This is a genomic window from Micromonospora sp. NPDC126480, from assembly GCF_040302465.1.
Classification (GTDB): domain Bacteria; phylum Actinomycetota; class Actinomycetes; order Mycobacteriales; family Micromonosporaceae; genus Micromonospora.
Genome location: NZ_JBEORU010000001.1, coordinates 278801 through 294048 on the forward strand (window position 1 = coordinate 278801; position 15248 = coordinate 294048).

Below are 15248 nucleotides of genomic sequence, written 5' to 3' on the forward strand. Positions count from 1 at the left end.
TCAGTAGCTGCCGACGGGCCACCCGCCGGTGAAAGCAAAGCCTGTCAACACCAGCGCTCCTATGGGGGCTCCGGACAGCCATCAGCGCCCGGCAGATGTGCGTACTGAAAAGTTGAGCGGCGGAAAACCCCCGGAGCAGGCCGACAGGGAGATTTCACAGCCCAGGTCACAGGCACCGGCCACTGAAATGCTCAGAGAGACCCGACAGGTGGGGCCGGAACCCTGCACGCCAACGCGCCGTCCGACGTGCCCGCCCGGCTGGAGGCGCTCGGTCTGCTCGGCGGATTGCCTCGGCCGGCGCTGCACGCCCAGGTGGCCGCGGCGCTCCAGGTGGTGCTTCACGTCCGCCGCGCGACCTCGGGGCGGGTCCTGGAATCCATTTGCCTGCTCCTCCCGGACGGCGCTGATCGGCTGGTCACGGCCGTGCCCGCCTGGGTGCGCGGCGGCGGCCCGGGGCCGGCGGCCGGTCGGTTGGCCGAGCTGCTGCGGTCCAGGGACGTGGCCGTGCCGCCGATCCTCCGAGGGCCCTGGCCCGGATCGGCGGGCCCCGAATGAGCCGCCCCTACCTGCTGACTGTCCTGGTCCTGGTGACTCTGACGGCCGTCGCGGCCGGGCTGCTGCTCGGCCAGCGCCGCCGCCGGGCCGCTGCCGGCGGCGCGTCCGGGACGGCCGAGGATCCGCTGATCGAGTGGGTGGCCAGCCTGCGGCATCACGCTCCGCCACCCGCCGGCTGCGGACGCACGGGTCGGGACACCACGCCGCCGGCAGGCCCGCCGACGGGCGTGATGACCACCGCCCGGGCGATCGGCGCGGTCCACATCTCGTCGGACCGGTCCGACCCGGCGGCGGAGCGACCGCCGGCTGAAGTGGCGGAGCGGCCGTCGGCTCGCGTGTCGGAGCGGCCGTCGGCCGGGAAGGCGGAGCTGTCACCGGACCGGTCGGGGCGAGCGGTCGCTCACCGGAGGCCGCAGGAGCGGCGACCAACCGGCGACCGCAGCGCGCTCGACCCGATTCGCTCAACCGGTCAGGGCAATCCGACGGGCCCGCCGACCCGGCGGGACCCGCGACGGCCGGGCGGCGCGCCGCCGCCGGCTGCGGGCGGATCCCGTGTCCCGGCGTCGGCCGGCGCGCTGGTCACGCGGACGGAGCCGGCGCCGGCACGGCGATGGGATGCCGCCCCGCTGGCGGCCTTCGCGGACGCTCTGGTTACGGCGCCGCGTCGGGCCCTGCTGGTGGCCGGGGTGGTGACCGCTGCGGTGGGTGCCGTGCTGGGTGGCCCGGTAGCGGCGACCGCCGGCGGTGCGTACGCGGCGTTGGGTGTCCGGGCGCTGCTGCGACGGCGGGCGGCGCGCGACGCCGCGCGGGTCCGGCGTCGCCGCCTGGACCAACTCTGCGATCTCGCCGCCGACCTGCGGGCCGGCCTGCCGGTGAGTCAGGCCGTAGCGCTCGCGACAGAGGGTGGGCCGGCCGGGGCGCTGGTCCGGGCCGCCGTCCAACTCGCCGACCGTACCGGCGCACCGTTGGCCGAGTTGCTCGAGCGGATGGACGTGGACGCTCGGGCGGCCGACCGGGGGCTGGCCGCGGCGGCGGCACAGGCGGCCGGCGCGCGGGCTACCGCGTGGCTGCTCGCGGCTCTTCCGCTCGGGGGCATCGGCCTGGGGTACGGGATCGGCGTCGACCCGGTCGCGGTACTCCTGCACACCCCGGTCGGCGGTGGCTGCGCCGTACTCGCCGTCGCGCTCCAGGTCGCCGGCCTGCTCTGGGCCGAACGGCTCACCTCGTTTCCCCGCCGGGACGTCGGATGACCGGGATGACGCTGGCCGCCTGCGCCGTGGCTGGCGGCGTGCTGCTGGTGCTCGGACGGGCGAGGCGCCGCGCGGTGCGCCGCCTGCGTGGCCTGGACCGCGTCCCGGCCGCCCCCCGTCCGGTGCCACCGGACGCCACGGGGGACCGTACGGCACCGACACCGTCCCGCCTGCGGCCGGATGCGATCCGCCTCGTCGCGGTCCTCGCCGGGGTGTCCGTCGTCGTGGTGGTCGGCGGCTGGCCGGGAGCGCTCGGTGCCCCGCTCACCGCGGTGCTGATCGACCGGATGCTTCGGCGGATCGAGCCACCGGCGGTACGCGAGCGGCGCCGGCGCGAGGCGGAGGACCTGCCGCTCGCCGCGGACCTGCTCGCGTCGGCGATGCGTGCGGGTGCTCCGGTCGATCGCTCGGTGCTGGCGGTGGCGGACGCACTCGACGGGCCGCTCGCACAACGGCTAACCCGCGTCGGCCGCCTGCTCCGACTCGGCGCCGACCCGGAGGAGGCGTGGGCGACCCTCGACGTGGTGCGCGGCGCCGAGCGTCTGACCGCGGCCGCGCTCCGCTCCGCCGCCAGCGGAGCCGCGCTGGCCGGCGCGCTTACCCGCCTCGCCGACGACCTGCGGGCCGATCGGGCCACGGCGGCCGAGACGACCGCCCGACGGGCAGGAGTACTGATCGTGCTGCCGCTGGGGCTCTGCTTCCTGCCGGCCTTCATTCTCGCCGGTCTGGTGCCGGTGATCGTCGCCGTCCTCGGCGACGTGCTGTGACAACACTCGAGAAAGGACCATGCACGTGCGCAGATTCATCGCCCGCCTGCGGGGGGACGCAGGGATGAACACCGCCGAGTACGCCGTCGGCACGCTCGCCGCTGTCGCCTTCGCCGGCATCCTGCTCAAGGTGCTGACCTCCGGCAACGTGCAGTCGGCGTTGACCGCCGTCATCGACCGGGCACTGAAGTGAGGCGGCGCCGGCAGGCCGGCCGCGACCGGGGATCCTTCACCGCCGAACTGGCGGCCGGCCTTCCGGCGCTGCTGTTCCTCCTGCTCGTCGGCTTCAGCGCGATCGTCGCGGCGGGCGCCAAGGGTGCCTGCCTGCACGCTGCCCGGGAAGCGGCGATCGCCGCCGCCCGGGGCGAGGACGGACGGGCCGCGGCCGGCCGGGTGGCCCCGCCGGGAGCGGAGATTTCGATAAGCGACGACGGAGAGCGGGTACGCGTGACCGTCCACGCCCCGGTTCGGGTCATCGGGGCGCGACTGCCGCGGATCGCCGTCACCGCCACCGCGGTGGCCGCGGTCGAACCCGGTCCAGGGCTTCCGACGACGGAGGCGGGCCGTTGACCGGACGGGCCGCGCCCCCTCGACACGCCGACCAGGATGCCGCTGACACGTGTCGGAGGGACCGCGGTGGGGCGGTCCAGGACGTGAGAGAGGTGGTCCGGGTGGGGGTCGGCCGCGATCGGGGTGGCGCGACCATCCTGCTGCTTGCGGTCGGGATCGCGTTCGTCGTGTTCGGCACGGCCGGTGCGGCGGTCGGGGCCGCCCGGGTGGCGCGGCAGCAGGCCGGCGTCGCCGCCGACCTCGGCGCGCTTGCCGGCGCCGCCCACGCCGCCCTCGGCGCGCCGACGGCGTGTGCGACGGCCGGCATGATCGTCGCGGCCAACGGTGGCCGGCTCGTCGACTGCCGCCTCGACGGGCTGGACGTCCTGGTCACCGCCGAAGTGGTCGTCGCACCACTGCCGGGGCTGACCCGCATCGCGACCGCCCGCGCCCGCGCCGGCCCGCTGCGGGGCTGAGCACCACGGCCGGAAGTGGCCCGCCGGCTCGGGCGCAGGTCCGAGGGCGCCGGGTCGGGTCGGGCCGGAGGGCGCGTCGCCGGCCCGGCGTCGGGTCGGCGACGCCGGGCCGAGGTAGGGATCAGCGGGACTGCAGCGCGTCCAGGGCGATGGCCATCGCGATGACCATCCGGCGGTCGATCTGCGGGTGCTGGATCTGGACGACGTACCGGTCGCGGAGGCCCCACTTCTTGATCACGGAGAAGACCGGCTGGCCGTCCGCGACGAAGTCGAAGTGGTACGGCAGCCAGGACAGCGAGTCGACGAAGCGGCGGAGCAGGGCGACCGGCAGGGACCGCTCCTGCCCGGTCACCTGCGGCAGCCCGGGCTGCTCGACGTGCCAGGTGGAGCGGAGCAGGGACTGCGCGAAGTCCTTGCGGAACTGGCCGATCGGGTTGCCGGCGTGGTCCGTGACGTCGTACGTGGCACCCAGGTCGAGGCGCTGCCGCGCCTTGAACCCGAGCAGCGGCTGCTGCTTCGAGTCGTCGGTGTAGATGGTCACCTGCTCCTTGAAGGCCAGCCGCTTCTGCTGGGCGAACGCGAGCAGACCGCCCTCCGAACCGTCCGGAGCGACGGAGTGGACCTCGTACTGGTTGACCATCATCCGGATGCGCTGGCGGATGTGGAACTGCTGCTGGGACTGCAGGATGTCGGGCTGCATCAGATCTCCTTCGAAAGATGGGCGGGAGTCTCGCACAGCTCACGGCTCCACGCCCGCCCGCCGCGGGGGACGCGCCCCACCAACGGACGGTCGGACGCACCCGCCGGGAAGGACGGGCGCATCCGCCGGGACCGTCGGGGCGCAGCCGCCCGGGTAGGAAAGGTCAGCGCGGACCGTCGACCGTCGCCCGCAGGGCCCAGCTCTGGAGGACCTGGTGGATGCCGAGCAGCCGCTCGTTTATCTGTTCCAGCCGCTCGGCCTGGGCGAGCGCCGCGAGTGCCGCCCCGAACGCGATCTGCTGGTCGACGGTCAGGTTGTCCTGGTCGACCGTGTAGAGCAGGTCGACGGCCTCGGCGATGGTGTCGGCCACGGTCCCTCCCTGGACGTGAAGAAACAGGTCTATGGAAGCGCTCCCATTATTGCCCGGTCCGCCGCCGATCCATGCGGGCCGAAGTACCTCAACGTCCGCCTGCGCCCCGGCCGGCCAGCGCCGGGACGGGCCTCCCGACGGGGCCGGAGGGTCAGGAGGGCAGGTTGGCCAGCACCACGTCGAGGACCCGGATCGCGTCCGGCTTCGAGAGCGGGTTGTTGCCGTTGCCGCACTTCGGGGACTGGACGCAGGACGGGCAGCCGGTCTCGCAGCCGCACTCGGCGATCGCGTCCCGGGTCGCCCGCAGCCACGCCGCCGCCGTCCCGTACGCGCGCTCGGCGAAGCCCGCCCCGCCGGGGTGCCCGTCGTAGACGAAGACCGTCGGCGCCTCGGTGTCCGGATGGACGGCGGTCGACAGTCCGCCGATGTCCCACCGGTCGCACGTCGCCATCAGCGGCAGTAGCCCGATCGCGGCGTGCTCGGCGGCGTGCAGCGCGCCCGGCACGTCGGCCGGCTCGACCCCGGCCGCCGCGAGCGACTCCGGTGAGAGGGTGAACCACACCGCCACGGTGCGCAGCTCCCGCGTCGGCAGGTCCAGCGGGCGGGTGTCGATGACCTCGCCGGTGGCGATCCGTCGCCGCTGGTACGACACCACCTGGCTGGTCACGTCGACCTCGCCGAGGAAGAGCCCCACCGGCCCGGCGTCCACGTACGACCGGACCGACACCACGGACAGCGACGTGACGTCGCGGGCGTGGGTGGACCAGTCCGGCTCCTCGGGGTGCACGAGCGCGCACCCGTCGGCGAGGTCGAGGGCGTCCACCACGTACGAGACGCCCTGGTGCAGGTAGACCGCGCCGGGGTGGAGCAGGAAGTGCGACGAACCGCCGTCGACCGTGCCGAGCAGCCGCCCGGTCGCGGACTCCACCACGCAGACCGGCGCGCCGTCCTCGCCGCGCAGGTCCACCTCGGGGCGCTCCCGGTGCCGCCAGTACCAGCCGGTCGGCCGCTGCCGCAGCGCGCCGGCCTCGACAAGCGCGTCCACCGCCTCCTTCGCGCCCTCGCCGAACAGCTCCAGGTCGGCCGGGGTGAGCGGTGCCTCGACCGCCGCGCAGGCGAGCTGCGGCCCGAGCACGTACGGGTTGGCCGGGTCGAGCACGGTCGCCTCGACCGGCGCCCCGAAGACCGCCTCGGGATGGTGGACGAGATAGGTGTCGAGCGGGTCGTCCCGCGCCACCAGCACGGCGAGGGCCTCCTGCCCGGAGCGCCCGGCGCGCCCGGCCTGCTGCCAGAGCGACGCGCGAGTGCCCGGGTACCCGCAGATCAGCACCGCGTCCAGCCCGACCAGGTCGACGCCCAGCTCCAGCGCGTTTGTCGAGGCGAGCCCGAGCAGGTCACCGCGCAGCAGCGCACGCTCCAGCTCGCGCCGCTCCTCGCGCAGGTACCCGGCACGATAGGCGGCCACCCGGTCGCCGAGCCCGGGCACCGCCTCGTCGAGCGCCCGTCGGGCGTTGGCCGCCACCACCTCGGCCCCGCGCCGCGACCGGACGAAGGCGAGCGTGCGGACCCCCGTGGCCACGGTGTCGGCGAGCAGGTCCGCGGTCTCCCGCAGCGCCGACCGCCGGACCGGCGCGAGGTCGGCGCCGTCGGGGCGGGCGTCGGCCGACGAGGCGTCGGCGGCGGGCAGTAGTGGCGGCTCCCACAGCGCGAAGGTCACCCCACCGCGCGGCGAGGCGTCCTCGGTGACGGCCGTGACCGGCAGGCCGGTGAGCCGCTCGGCCGCCGCGGCCGGGTCGCCCGACGTGGCGGAGGCCAGCACGAACACCGGGGTACGCCCGTAGCGGGCGCACTGCCGTCGCAACCGCCGCAGCACGTGCGCGACGTGCGAGCCGAACACGCCCCGGTAGGTGTGGCACTCGTCGACCACCACGTACGCCAGCCGGCGCAGGAACCCGGACCACTGGGCGTGGCCGGGCAGGATGCCGTGGTGGAGCATGTCGGGGTTGGTCAGCACGAAGCGCGAGTGCCGCCGGATCCACTCCCGCTCGGCGCGCGGGGTGTCGCCGTCGTAGCAGGCCGGGCGTACCCCCTCCAGTTCCAGGTCGGCGACGGAGCGCAGCTGGTCGGCGGCGAGCGCCTTGGTCGGCGCCAGGTAGAGCGTGGTGGCGCGCGGGTCGGCGAGCAGCGTGGCCAGCGCGGGCAGCTGGTACGCCAGGGACTTGCCGGACGCGGTGCCGGTGGCGACGACCACGTGGCTGCCCGCGTACGCGAGACGGGCCGCCTCGGCCTGGTGCCGCCACGGCGCGGTGACGCCCCGGCGGGCGAACGCCGCGCGCAGCTCGTCGGCGGCCCAGTCGGGCCACGGCGCCGGCTCGCCGGCACGGGCGGGCACCCGCTCGACGTGGGTGACCGGGTCGGCGTCGGCGCGGGCGCGCAGCCGGGCCAGCAGATCCGCCGGCGGGGGGCCGGGGCTCGCGGCAAGGGTGGCTGCGATTGTCACGTCCTGCACTCTCGCACTGGTGTTCGGAAATGGAAAGCAGCGGCCCGGGGTAAGAGACTGCGAGCCGCCGGTGACCACGAGGTCCTCCGGCGGTAGTGGTTAGATGCCCTGGAGAGTTTACGGCTCTTGCGAGGAGGGACCGATGGAGCTGTCGCTGGCGACCCGCACCGTAGGGGAGCACACGGTGCTCGAGGTCGGCGGTGAGGTGGACGTCTACACCGCCCCCCGGCTCCGGGAGCGGCTCCTCGAAGTGATCGACGGCGGGGCCCGGCACGTCGTGGTCGACCTGGGCCGGGTGGACTTCCTCGACTCGACCGGGCTCGGCGTGCTGGTGGGCGCCCTCAAGCGGCTGCGTACCGCCGGTGGCACGTTCGCGCTGGTCTGCGACAAGGAGCCGCTGCTCAAGATCTTCCGGATCACCGCGCTCGACCAGGTGTTCCCGCTGCACCCGACGGTCGACGCGGCGACCGGCGCGTGATGGCCATCGTCCGCCTCTCCTTCTCACCCGCGCCGGTGCACGTCCGTACGGCACGGTTGGTCGGCGTCGCGGTCGCCCGGCGGGCGGGGGTGCGGGAGGACCTGCTCGACGAGGTGCGGCTGGCCATCGGCGAGGCGTGCACCAGGGCGGTCGCCCTGCACCGGCAGTACGGCCTGACCGACCCGGTGCTTGTGGAGATGTCGGACTCCGGGGCGTACGCCGTGCGGGTCGTCGACCGCGCGCCGATCGAGGCGGGGATCGGTCTGGCCGCGCTGCCGCCGGACGAGCTGGCCAAGGAGTCGCTCAGCGAGGACGCGCTGACCACGGGCGTGGGGTTCGCGCTGCTCGCCGGCTTCGTGGAGGACCTTCAGGTGCGACCGGTGGACGAGGGCGTCGGCACCGAGGTGCGGATGGTGTGGCCGGTCGGCCGCTGAGCTGATCTTCCTGTCGCAGGCCGTGTCCCGGGTGCGGGGCGCGGCCTGATCGTCATGGACGCCCTCCTATATCAGATTTTTCCTCCTAACACAGCGACGAAGATCATCCGGACACGGTGCCCCCTCGGTGTGACCTCCGACACTGCGGACGGCTACAGTACGCGGGTTGTCAGCAAGTGATCCATCCCGCAGCCAGCGGGAACGGCGTTCCGTCGCTGGTCTGCTCGGGGTGGGTTGGCGCGTGCTTGCGACACCGCATCCAGGCGCCGACCGGTGCGTCTCCACCGGTCGGCGCGAGCGTTCGGTACAGGAGGACACAGATGTCCGACACCTTGGCCGCCGACAGCGGCGGGATCTCCCTCACCGGGGACAATGTCACGTACGTGGTTCTCGCCGCCGTGATCGCGGCCGTGGCGCTGGTCTTCGCCGCCACGCTGACGAGGACCGTGCTGGCTGCCGGCAAGGGCACCACAAACATGCAGGAGATCTCGGGGGCGGTGCAGGAGGGCGCCTCGGCGTACCTGCTCCGGCAGTTCCGCACCCTGGCGATCTTCGTGGTCGTAGCCGTGGTGCTGCTCTTCCTGCTGCCGGTGCACGACACCGACGGCAGCGAGACCGCGGTGAAGATCGGCCGGTCCGCTTTCTTCGTCGTCGGCGCGCTGTTCAGCGCGTTCATCGGTGGCGCCGGAATGTGGCTGGCCACCCGGGCCAACCTGCGGGTCGCGGCCGCCGCCCGCGAGCGTGAGGGCGGCCGGGAAACCGCCATGAAGATCGCGTTCCGCACCGGCGGCGTGGTCGGCTTCCTCACCGTCGGCCTCGGCCTCCTCGGTGCGGCGCTTGTCGTCCTCTTCTACCGGGGCGACGCTCCGACCGTCCTGGAGGGCTTCGGTTTCGGCGCCGCGCTGCTCGCGATGTTCATGCGGGTCGGCGGCGGCATCTTCACCAAGGCCGCCGACGTCGGTGCCGACCTGGTCGGCAAGGTCGAGCAGGGCATCCCCGAGGACGACCCGCGCAACGCCGCCACCATCGCCGACAACGTGGGCGACAACGTCGGTGACTGCGCCGGCATGGCCGCCGACCTGTTCGAGTCGTACGCGGTCACCCTGGTCGCCGCGCTGATCCTCGGCCGCGCCGCCTTCGGCGAGCAGGGCCTGGTCTTCCCGCTGATCATCTCCACGATCGGTGTGCTGGTCGCGATCATCGGCGTGTTCATCACCCGGCTCCGCACGTCGGACCGCTCCGGCCTGACCGCGATCAACCGGGCCTTCTACATCTCGGCGCTGCTCTCCGCGGTGCTGGTGGCCGCTGCCACCTGGGCGTACCTCCCGGCGACCTTCGCCGAGCTGGAGGGCGGCCTGACCGACGTCGACGAGAACCCGCGCGTGGTAGCCATCGGCGCGGTCGTCATCGGTATCGTGCTGGCCGCCGCGATCCAGGCGCTGACCGGCTACTTCACCGAGACCAACCGCCGGCCGGTGCAGGACATCGGCAAGAGCTCGCAGACCGGTCCGGCCACCGTCATCCTCGCCGGCATCAGCGTCGGCCTGGAGTCCGCCGTCTACTCGGCGCTGCTGATCGGCGCGGGTGTGTTCGGCGCGTTCCTGCTCGGCGGCAGCTCCATCACGCTGTCGCTGTTCGCGGTCGCGCTGGCCGGTACCGGCCTGCTCACCACGGTCGGCGTGATCGTGGCGATGGACACCTTCGGCCCGATCTCCGACAACGCGCAGGGCGTGGCCGAGATGTCCGGCGACATCGACGAGGACGGCGCCCGGACGCTCACCGAGCTGGACGCGGTCGGCAACACCACCAAGGCGATCACCAAGGGCATCGCGATCGCGACGGCCGTGCTCGCCGCGACCGCGCTGTTCGGCTCGTACACCGACACGTTGCGCATCGCGTACGCCGACGCGGGTATCACCGACGTCGGCGGCGAGATCCTCAACTCGCTGAACGTGGCCAACCCGCGCAACCTGGTCGGCCTCATCATCGGCGCGGCGGTGGTCTTCCTCTTCTCCGGGCTCGCCATCAACGCGGTCTCCCGCTCGGCCGGGGCGGTCGTGATGGAGGTCCGCCGGCAGTTCCGCGAGCTGCCCGGGATCATGGACCGCAGCCAGCGTCCGGAGTACGGCAAGGTCGTCGACATCTGCACCCGGGACGCGCAGCGCGAGCTGATGACCCCCGGCCTGCTGGCGATCCTGGCGCCGATCGCGGTCGGCTTCGGTCTCGGCCCCGGCGCCCTGGCGTCGTACCTGGCCGGTGCCATCGGGGCCGGCACGCTGATGGCCGTCTTCCTGGCCAACTCCGGCGGCGCCTGGGACAACGCCAAGAAGATGGTCGAGGACGGCGCGTACGGCGGCAAGGGCTCCGAGGCGCACGCCGCGACCGTCATCGGCGACACCGTCGGCGACCCGTTCAAGGACACCGCCGGTCCGGCGATCAACCCGCTGATCAAGGTGATGAACCTGGTCTCGCTGCTGATCGCCCCGGCCGTGGTGGCGTGGAGCGTGGGCGACGACCGCAACACCGGCCTGCGGATCACCATCGCGGTGGTGGCGACGCTGATCGTCGTCGCGGCCGTGGTGTTCAGCAAGCGCAAGGGCGTGGCCATGTCCGACTCGGACACCGGCGCGGGCAACGCGGACCAGCACCCGGAGACGGTGAACGCCTGATCCGTACCCCGGTCCCCGGTCGGCCCGCGCCGGCCGGGGACCGGTCGTCCGGCGCACCTGACCGGTGTGCCGGGTGACCTGACGCCGTACGCTGCAACGCATGCGTACGTGCCGGGCGGCAGCCGCCGGAAAGCTGACGGCGATGCTGGCCACGGTCGTCGTGCTGGCCGCCGGCTGCGGCGGCGGGCCCAGCGCCCAGGCCTGGGCGGCGTCGGTCTGTTCGGCCCTGACGCCCTGGCGCGCCGAGATCAGCAAGCTCACCAGCAGCACCGACCAGCAGATGACCGCCCAGACCACCCCGGCGCAGGCCAAGGAGAACCTCGTGCGGCTGTTCGGCGGCGCGGAGCAGGCCAGCGAGACCGCCCGGCGCAAGGTCGAGGAGGCCGGCGTCCCCGATGCCGAGCAGGGCGAGGAGGTTTCCGCGGGTTTCCGCACGTCGCTGGCCCGGATGCGCGACGCGTACGGCCGGGCCCGAGACACCATCGACGGTCTCAGTACGAGCCAGCCGACCGTCTTCTACGACGGCGTGCGGGCCGCGGTGGCGACGCTGAACCGGGAGTACGACGCCAGCGCGCTGGACACCACCCGCCTCAACTCCGAGGAGTTGAAGCGCGCCTTCGCCGAGGTCCCCGAGTGCCGTTGACCGGTGCCGCCGAGCCGTCGGACGCGGAGTCGCTGCCGACGCTCTTCCCGGTGCCCGAGCCGGCCGGGCCGGCACCCCGGCGCACCGCCCGCCGCGCTCCGGTCCCGGCCGACCCAGAACCGGAACCGACCGCCCCGGGCGGCCGCGGCACCGGGCCGGAGGAGCCGCGCCGGCAACTCGCCTTCTTCGGCGCCGAAGCCACCGACCCGTCCGTCGCCGACCTGGCCGGCCTGCTCGCCGGGCCGGCCGAGGTGTCGGTCATGGGTGGCACGGCCCGGCTGTCGGTGGTGGTCGACGACGCGTGGCGGGTGCACGTGCTGGTCGCCGAGTTGGCGGCGCGAGGGCTGGGCGCGAGTTGGGAAGCGACCGGTGACGGGCGGCACGCGGTGCGGACGTCGTACACCCGGATCCTGAAGCCGCTCGCGGCGGCGTGGCTGGACGGCCCGGCGAAGCGCCCGCCGGGCGGCTTCCACCTGAACGGCCGCCGGCTGCGGCTCTGGCTCGCGGCCGCCGGGTCGGTGACGGGGTCGGAGGTGCTGCTCCACCTCGGCCCGGCCGACGACCGGCACGTGGCAGCCGTCGGCGCCGCGCTGGCGGCGGTCGGTCTGCCCGACGCGGTCCTCGACCCCGCCGGCCCGGCCTACCGCGTCACCGGCCCCCGCGACCTGACCCGGCTGACCGAACTGATCGGCGACCCCCCGCCCCGCACCCCGCCCACGTCCTGGCCCGCCCGCCCCTGACCGCGCCGATCATGGAGTTGCGGTGCCGAATGAAGGGCACGAAACACCACGCTCCGCCCACCACGACTCCATGATCGACCGGACGGGTGGGTGGGTGTTCGTCACGGGGAGGGGGTCGTGGGGGCACGGGCGGTGTACGGTGACGCCGGTCGGGCCCGGACGGGGTGGTTTGTCGCCCGCGAAACCGGAATCCCGGGCGACGCGTTACGTTGGACATCCGGACCGGCGGGTCCGGAGGGGGCGAGTGCGGCCTGAACCGGGCACCGGAGCGGTCGTGAGCAGGAGTTAGGTCAGGGAGAGACGTGCCGAGCAACGCTGGAACCACCCGTCTGGTCATCGTCGAGTCACCGGCGAAGGCCAAGACGATCTCGGGCTACCTCGGCCCGGGGTACGTCGTGGAGGCCAGCTTCGGGCACGTCCGCGACCTTCCGCGCAACGCCGCCGACGTGCCGGCGAAGTACAAGGGCGAGCCGTGGGCCCGGCTCGGTGTCGACGTCGACAACGGCTTCCACGCCCTCTACGTCGTGTCGCCCGACCGCAGGCAGCAGATCAGCAAGCTGACCAAGCTCGCCAAGGAGGTCGACGAGATCTTCCTGGCGACGGACGAGGACCGCGAGGGCGAGGCCATCGCCTGGCACCTCGTGGAGACCCTCAAGCCCAAGGTGCCGGTCAAGCGGATGGTCTTCCACGAGATCACCAAGCCGGCGATCCAGGCCGCCGTCGCGAACCCGCGCGAGATCGACCGGGACCTGGTCGACGCGCAGGAGGCCCGACGGATCCTCGACCGCCTGTACGGCTACGAGGTCTCGCCCGTGCTGTGGAAGAAGGTCATGCCGAAGCTCTCGGCGGGCCGGGTGCAGTCGGTGGCGACCCGCATCGTGGTCGAGCGGGAGCGGCAGCGGATGGCGTTCCGCACCGCCGAGTACTGGGACGTCCTCGCCACGCTGGCCGTCGAGAAGGCCGGCGAGGGGCCGCGCACCTTCAACGCCACCCTGGTCGCGCTGAACGGTGACCGGATCGCCACCGGCAAGGACTTCGAGCCGACCACCGGCCGGGTGCGACCGGGTGCCGGTGTGGTCCACCTCGACGAGAGCGGGGCGCGCGGGCTGGCCGCCCGGCTGGAGGGCCGGCCGTTCACCGTCACCCGGGTCGAGGAGAAGCCCTACCGGCGTCGCCCGTACGCGCCGTTCATCACCTCCACCCTCCAGCAGGAGGCGGCCCGCAAACTGCGGTTCTCGTCGCAGCAGACGATGCGCACGGCGCAGCGGCTCTACGAGAACGGCTACATCACCTACATGCGTACCGACTCGGTGAACCTGTCGGAGACCGCCATCGCGGCGGCCCGGCGGCAGATCGTCGAGCTGTACGGCGAGCGCAGCGTCCCGCCGGAGCCCCGCCGCTACACCGGCAAGGTGAAGAACGCGCAGGAGGCGCACGAGGCGATCCGCCCGGCGGGCGACAACTTCCGCACCCCCGGCGAGGTGCGCAACGAGCTGTCGGTCGAGGAGTACAAGCTCTACGAGCTGATCTGGCGGCGCACCATCGCCTCGCAGATGACCGACGCGGTCGGCTCCAGCGTGTCGGTGCGGATCCGGGCGACCACGGCCGGCGGCGAGGAGGCCGACTTCGGCGCCACCGGCAAGACCATCACCGACCCGGGCTTCCTGCGGGCGTACGTGGAGTCCAGCGACGACGAAAACGCCGAGGCGGAGGACGCCGAGCGCCGCCTGCCGACGCTTGTGAAGGACCAGCCGCTCACCGCCGACGAGCTGGCCGCGCAGGGCCACCACACCCAGCCGCCCGCCCGCTACACGGAGGCCTCGCTGGTCAAGGCGCTGGAGGAGCTGGGCATCGGCCGGCCGTCGACGTACGCGTCGATCATGCAGACCATCCAGGACCGGGGGTACGTCTTCAAGCGCGGCCAGGCGATGATCCCGTCGTTCCTGGCGTTCGCGGTGGTCGGGCTGATGGAGCGGCACTATCCGCGCCTGATCGACTACGACTTCACCGCCAGCATGGAGAACGAGCTGGACGAGATCGCCGGCGGCGACCACGCGGCGGTCGACTTCCTCACCGCGTTCTACTTCGGCACCACCAACGGCGCCGGCGACCAGGACATCGCCCGCTCCGGCGGGCTGAAGAAGCTGGTCACCGAGAACCTGAGCGACATCGACGCGCGCAGCGTCAACTCGATCCCGCTGTTCACCGACGACGAGGGGCGTGAGGTGGTGGTGCGGGTCGGCCGGTACGGGCCGTACCTGCAGCGGGCGGTCCCCGGTGAGCAGCCCGCGCCCGCGGCGGAGGGCGAGGAGGGCGGCGGCCAGGGCGACCGCGCGCCGATCCCGGAGGGCCTCGCGCCGGACGAGCTGACCCCGGAGAAGGTGCACGAGCTGTTCCTCGGCGGCGGTGGCGAGCGCAAGCTCGGCGACGACCCGGCCACCGGGGAGCCGATCCTGCTCAAGTCCGGCCGGTTCGGCCCTTACGTGGCCAGCGGCGAGCGCAAGTCCTCGCTGCTGCGCTCGCAGTCGCCGGACACGCTCACCTTCGACGAGGCGCTCAAGCTGCTCAGCCTGCCCCGGCTGGTCGGCGTGGACCCGGAGGGCAACGAGGTCCTCGCCAACAACGGCCGCTACGGCCCGTACGTCAAGCGGGGCGAGGAGTTCCGGTCGCTGGACTCCGAGGACAAGATGTTCACGGTCACGCTCGACGAGGCGCTGGCCCTGCTCGCCGCCCCGAAGACCCGCCAGCGCCGGGCTGCCGCGCCCCCGCTGCGGGAGATGGGCGCCGACCCGGTGACCGAGAAGCCGCTGGTCATCAAGGACGGGCGGTTCGGGCCGTATGTGACCGACGGGGAGACCAACGCGTCGCTGCGGCGCGGCCAGACCCCGGAGGCGCTGAGCCTGGAGGAGGCGTCGGAGATGCTCGCCGAGAAGCGGGCGAAGGGTCCGGCGCCGCGCAAGAAGGCGGCCAAGAAGGCCGCCCCGGCCAAGAAGGCGACGGCGGCGAAGAAGACGGCCGCGGCCGCCAAGGCGACGAAGAAGACGGCTACCGCCAAGGCGACGCCCGCCAAGAAGGCGGCCCCGAAGAAGGCCACCGCGACCACCGAGTGACGCCGCC

General features: G+C 73.6%; 14 protein-coding genes and 1 pseudogene. 12 read left to right on the top strand and 3 right to left on the bottom strand.

What is annotated here, in order from left to right:
• Nucleotides 1-207 precede the first annotated feature (207 nt).
• The 6 genes and pseudogenes from ABTW87_RS01310 to ABTW87_RS01335 all read left to right on the top strand — a co-directional run.
• Nucleotides 208-555, top strand: a pseudogene (locus tag ABTW87_RS01310) (TadA family conjugal transfer-associated ATPase); the annotation flags it as partial.
• Nucleotides 556-587: 32 nt separating this feature from the next.
• Nucleotides 588-1805, top strand: a complete 1218-nt coding sequence (locus tag ABTW87_RS01315) for a hypothetical protein (protein WP_350647369.1) — start codon at nucleotides 588-590, stop codon at nucleotides 1803-1805.
• On the top strand, nucleotides 1802-2572 hold the full coding sequence (locus ABTW87_RS01320; protein WP_350647370.1) for a type II secretion system F family protein: 771 nt from the start codon (nucleotides 1802-1804) through the stop codon (nucleotides 2570-2572). Before ABTW87_RS01315 ends, ABTW87_RS01320 begins: the two co-directional genes overlap by 4 nt.
• A gap of 19 nt (nucleotides 2573-2591) precedes the next feature.
• On the top strand, nucleotides 2592-2765 hold the full coding sequence (locus ABTW87_RS01325) for a DUF4244 domain-containing protein (RefSeq protein ID WP_350647372.1): 174 nt from the start codon (nucleotides 2592-2594) through the stop codon (nucleotides 2763-2765).
• A complete protein-coding gene (locus tag ABTW87_RS01330) occupies nucleotides 2762-3142 on the top strand; it encodes a TadE family type IV pilus minor pilin (protein WP_350647374.1) in 381 nt (126 codons plus the stop codon). Before ABTW87_RS01325 ends, ABTW87_RS01330 begins: the two co-directional genes overlap by 4 nt.
• 83 nt (nucleotides 3143-3225) lie before the next feature.
• The gene (locus ABTW87_RS01335) at nucleotides 3226-3597 is read left to right on the top strand and encodes an Rv3654c family TadE-like protein (RefSeq protein WP_350647376.1); all 372 of its coding nucleotides are present in this window, start codon (nucleotides 3226-3228) and stop codon (nucleotides 3595-3597) included.
• Between the two features lie 121 nt (nucleotides 3598-3718).
• Here ABTW87_RS01335 and ABTW87_RS01340 read toward each other — a convergent pair whose 3' ends face one another.
• The 3 genes from ABTW87_RS01340 to ABTW87_RS01350 form a co-directional block, all read right to left on the bottom strand.
• A complete protein-coding gene (locus ABTW87_RS01340; RefSeq protein WP_350647378.1) occupies nucleotides 3719-4297 on the bottom strand; it encodes an LURP-one-related family protein in 579 nt (192 codons plus the stop codon).
• A 163-nt stretch (nucleotides 4298-4460) separates the two neighbouring features.
• Nucleotides 4461-4667 carry a hypothetical protein gene (locus tag ABTW87_RS01345; RefSeq protein ID WP_350647379.1) on the bottom strand — a complete coding sequence of 69 codons (207 nt, stop codon included), beginning with the start codon at nucleotides 4665-4667 and terminating at the stop codon, nucleotides 4461-4463.
• Between the two features lie 151 nt (nucleotides 4668-4818).
• Nucleotides 4819-7167, bottom strand: a complete 2349-nt coding sequence (locus ABTW87_RS01350; protein WP_350647381.1) for a DEAD/DEAH box helicase — start codon at nucleotides 7165-7167, stop codon at nucleotides 4819-4821.
• 142 nt (nucleotides 7168-7309) lie between these two features.
• Here ABTW87_RS01350 and ABTW87_RS01355 point away from each other — a divergent pair, with 142 nt between their 5' ends.
• From ABTW87_RS01355 to topA, 6 genes are all read left to right on the top strand, one after another.
• Complete coding sequence (locus ABTW87_RS01355; RefSeq protein ID WP_350647383.1) at nucleotides 7310-7645, top strand: STAS domain-containing protein; 336 nt, start codon at nucleotides 7310-7312, stop codon at nucleotides 7643-7645.
• The gene (locus tag ABTW87_RS01360; RefSeq protein WP_350647384.1) at nucleotides 7645-8079 is read left to right on the top strand and encodes an ATP-binding protein; all 435 of its coding nucleotides are present in this window, start codon (nucleotides 7645-7647) and stop codon (nucleotides 8077-8079) included. Before ABTW87_RS01355 ends, ABTW87_RS01360 begins: the two co-directional genes overlap by 1 nt.
• Before the next feature lie 320 nt (nucleotides 8080-8399).
• Nucleotides 8400-10748: a sodium-translocating pyrophosphatase gene (locus ABTW87_RS01365; protein WP_350647385.1), complete on the top strand. Its 2349-nt coding sequence runs from the start codon at nucleotides 8400-8402 to the stop codon at nucleotides 10746-10748.
• A 100-nt stretch (nucleotides 10749-10848) separates the two neighbouring features.
• A complete protein-coding gene (locus tag ABTW87_RS01370; protein WP_350647387.1) occupies nucleotides 10849-11391 on the top strand; it encodes a hypothetical protein in 543 nt (180 codons plus the stop codon).
• A complete protein-coding gene (locus ABTW87_RS01375; RefSeq protein ID WP_350647389.1) occupies nucleotides 11382-12131 on the top strand; it encodes a hypothetical protein in 750 nt (249 codons plus the stop codon). Before ABTW87_RS01370 ends, ABTW87_RS01375 begins: the two co-directional genes overlap by 10 nt.
• 302 nt (nucleotides 12132-12433) lie before the next feature.
• A complete protein-coding gene (gene topA / locus ABTW87_RS01380; protein ID WP_350647391.1) occupies nucleotides 12434-15241 on the top strand; it encodes a type I DNA topoisomerase in 2808 nt (935 codons plus the stop codon).
• Nucleotides 15242-15248: the final 7 nt, after the last annotated feature.

What these genes read in the sequence shown, in the direction of transcription:
- ABTW87_RS01320 (WP_350647370.1), top strand. Translation starts at nt 1,802, where the DNA reads ATGACCGGGATGACGCTGGCCGCCTGCGCCGTGGCTGGCGGCGTGCTG.
- ABTW87_RS01325 (WP_350647372.1), top strand. Translation starts at nt 2,592, where the DNA reads ATGCACGTGCGCAGATTCATCGCCCGCCTGCGGGGGGACGCAGGGATG.
- ABTW87_RS01340 (WP_350647378.1), bottom strand. Translation starts at nt 4,297, where the DNA reads ATGCAGCCCGACATCCTGCAGTCCCAGCAGCAGTTCCACATCCGCCAG.
- ABTW87_RS01355 (WP_350647383.1), top strand. Translation starts at nt 7,310, where the DNA reads ATGGAGCTGTCGCTGGCGACCCGCACCGTAGGGGAGCACACGGTGCTC.
- ABTW87_RS01360 (WP_350647384.1), top strand. Translation starts at nt 7,645, where the DNA reads ATGGCCATCGTCCGCCTCTCCTTCTCACCCGCGCCGGTGCACGTCCGT.
- ABTW87_RS01365 (WP_350647385.1), top strand. Translation starts at nt 8,400, where the DNA reads ATGTCCGACACCTTGGCCGCCGACAGCGGCGGGATCTCCCTCACCGGG.
- ABTW87_RS01370 (WP_350647387.1), top strand. Translation starts at nt 10,849, where the DNA reads ATGCGTACGTGCCGGGCGGCAGCCGCCGGAAAGCTGACGGCGATGCTG.